The organism is Bradyrhizobium sp. P5_C11_2, from assembly GCF_054049755.1.
The window spans coordinates 1-3,108 of sequence record NZ_JBFULT010000725.1; the positions used below are offsets into that span (position 1 = coordinate 1).

A 3,108-nucleotide genomic window follows, 5' to 3' on the forward strand; every position below is an offset into this window, starting at 1 on the left:
GAGGAGCGACGGCGCCCCCACTGCGGCCGCGGCCTGGCCGCCTTCGGCGGGCGCTTCGCCGTTCTCGGCGTTGGGACCGCCGATCATCGCGGTGTTCATGCCGGCCTTGGCGTCGGGCCCGGCATAGGTMGCTTCGAGATCGATGATGTCGCGGAGGAAGATCTTGCCTTCGTTGAGTTCGTCGCGCCAGATGATGATGGCCTGGAAGGTCAGCGGGCTTTCGCACAGGCCTGCGATCATCGCCTCGCGGCCGGCCTCGATGCGCTTGGCAATCGCGATTTCGCCCTCGCGGGAGAGCAGCTCGACCGTGCCCATCTCGCGCAGGTACATGCGCACGGGATCGTCGGTGCGCTCGCCCGGCTCGCTCTTCTTGACCTCGGTGACGGCCTTCTGGGTGACCTCGACGAGCTCGTTGTCGGTCTCGTCCTCGCCGCCCTCGTCCTTGTCGTCCTCGGCCTCGCTATCGTCGGCCTCGGTGACGTTGATGCCCATGTCCGAGAGCATGGACATGATGTCCTCGATCTGCTCGGGCGAGGTCTGGTCGGACGGCAAAACTTCGTTGAGCTGATCGAAGGTCACGAAGCCGCGCTTCTTGGCCTGCTTGATCATCTTCTTCACTGCCGCGTCGGACAGATCGAGCAACGGCGAGGGCGCGTCCTGGGAATCCTTCTCGGGAGCATCCGCTGCCTTGTCGTCTTTTTCCTTGTCTTTCGCCTGCAGCGTCTTTGCCTTGGTGGCCATCCATTGCTCCTAAACGCGTTTCAAACAGACGTTCGCCGCGCCTGCCCGAAATCACTTGAACCTGTTGCTCGACGCTCTCGCTTCGCCAGATCTCGACACGGAAAGGGCGGCGCGAACTCTTGTCGCCACCCCAACCTTCTCTCGCCGGATTTGCCTAACGCTTCGTGAGCCTCTTTGTCGCAGCGGATGCAGGTGAAGTGCCAACAGCGATTGCGCGGATTTATTCCTGACGCGTCTGTTCTGCCTGCGGCCGCCTGGGGGCCAAAGTGCTACAAGACCGTTAAGCCTCGATTAACCCTGTTTTTGCCGCCAAACCTTGGATTTGGCGAGTCTTTTAGCGGTTCCGGCCCCGGCCGTCCGCATGATTCTTTCATCACATGCTCTTCTGGAACCGGCCCGACAGCTCGCCAAAACCCTCGATCAGGGCCTCGGTGCCGTCGACTTCGCCTATCCGAGCCTTGACGTCACGCAACCACGCCATATTGGCCTCGCTGGGGTCTTCCCCCAAGGCCAGCTCGGCGTCTTTCAGCTCTCTAAGTAGTGAATGGTACTGCCGATGCAAGGCGACCAGCTGATGCCAGGTGGAGAGAACGTCGTCCCGCGCCGCGCCCTCGCGGGCGCCCCACACCGCCTGGGTCGTGATACCGCTCTCAACCCTTTGAAGAAGCTGTGAAAATCCGCCCTTCTCGATGTCGGATCGCATCTTCTCGGCCTGCTCGGACGGATCGGGGCTGTGGTGATGGTCGTTGGCGAACGCCGCGATGATGCCGGCCCGGAGCTTGTGGGCCTCCGGATGGGCCAATTCCAGGGCGGCCACCTCCTCCAGATGGTCATGCAGCAGCCAGGGGTGGTTGATCAGGATTTGCAGAATCAGCGCTTCGCGGCGGGAAATGGCGCTGCGTTGGCCCTTCATGATCGGGCTTGTGGCCAGCTGGGCGCTGGCCGCCTGGTAGGGGCCGGACGGCAGCACAACGGGTCCGGGCGCACCGCGGCGCCCTCCACCAAATCCCTGGCCGCCGAATCGATTCGCCTGTCCCCCGCCGCGCGGCTGGAATTGGCGGCCCCCGGAATTGCCGCGGAAATTGCCCCGACCGGCAAAGCCGCCGCGGCCGCCTTCGGGGGCAAAGGTGCGCTGGAGCCGCTCGGCGAGATCCTGGCGATAATAGCGCCGGACCACCTCGTCGCGGATGCCGTTGGAAAGCTCCTTGATGCGCGCCTCCAGCGCGGCGCGGCGCTCGGGCGTGGCGAAATTGCCGCCTTCGAGCTCGCGCGACCAGATCATGTCGGCGAGCGGACGCGCCGCCGCGATCACCTCCTCGATCGCGCCGCGGCCGCCGGAGCGCGCGAGATCATCGGGGTCCTGGCCTTCCGGCAGCAGCGCAAAGCGCAGGCTCTTGCCGGGGCTGAGGAACGGCAGCGCGAGGTCGGCGGCACGATAGGCCGCCTTCTGCCCGGCCTTGTCGCCGTCGAAGCAGAGGATCGGCTCATCCGCCATCTTCCAGAGCAGCGCGAGCTGATTTTCGGTCAGCGCGGTGCCGAGCGGCGCGACCGTGCCGGCGAAGCCGGCGGTCACCATGGCGATGACGTCGACATRGCCTTCGACCACGATCAGGGCGCTGCCATTGTGGGACGCGGCGCGCGCGGTCTGGTGGTTGTAGAGATTGTCGCCCTTGTGGAAGAGCGGCGTCTCCGGCGAGTTCAGATATTTCGCCGCAACGTCCTTCTCCAGCGCGCGCCCGCCGAAGGCGATGACGCGGCCGCGCAGATCGGTGATCGGAAACATCACGCGGTCGCGGAAGCGGTCATAAGGCACCGGGATGTCGTCGCCGCCGACGAGCAGGCCGGTCTCGACCATGTCCTCGACGGAGACACCGAGCTTGCCGAGATGCTCCTTCAGCGCAAAGCGGTCGGGCGACGCATAGCCGAGGCGGAACTGCAATTGCGTCGCCGGCGAGATCGCGCGGTCGGCGAGATAGCCGCGCGCCTTGGCGCCGAGCCGCGAGGCCAGCGTTTCGGCAAAGAACTTCGCCGCGAGATCCATGACGTCGTGCAGCGTGCGGCGCCGCTGCTCGTGCCGCGCCGCATCCGGCGTCACCGCCGGCAGCGGCAGCCCCGCCATGTTGGCAAGCCGCTCCACGGCCTCCGCGAACGGCAGGCCGTCGGTCTCCATCACGAAGGTGATGATGTCGCCGTGCTTGCCCGAGGAGAAGTCGTGGTAAAATCCCTTCTGGTCGTTGACGTAGAAGGACGGCGTCTTCTCCTGCTGGAACGGCGACAGCCCCTTCCACTCCCGCCCCGCCTTCTTCAGCTTGACGTGCTTGCCCACGACTTCGGAGACCGAAAGCCGGGCACGCAGCTCGTCGAGGA

General features: G+C 65.5%; 2 protein-coding genes. Both read right to left on the minus strand.

Going from position 1 to position 3,108, the window contains the following annotated elements:
- Window positions 1–741: RNA polymerase sigma factor region1.1 domain-containing protein (locus ACXJL8_RS37565; protein ID WP_456686664.1), on the minus strand; the 741-nt coding region annotated here is incomplete at its 3' end.
- 373 nt (window positions 742–1,114) lie between these two features.
- Window positions 1,115–3,108, minus strand: a 1,994-nt coding sequence (dnaG, locus tag ACXJL8_RS37570) for a DNA primase (RefSeq protein ID WP_456686665.1), incomplete at its 5' end; no start/stop codon positions are given.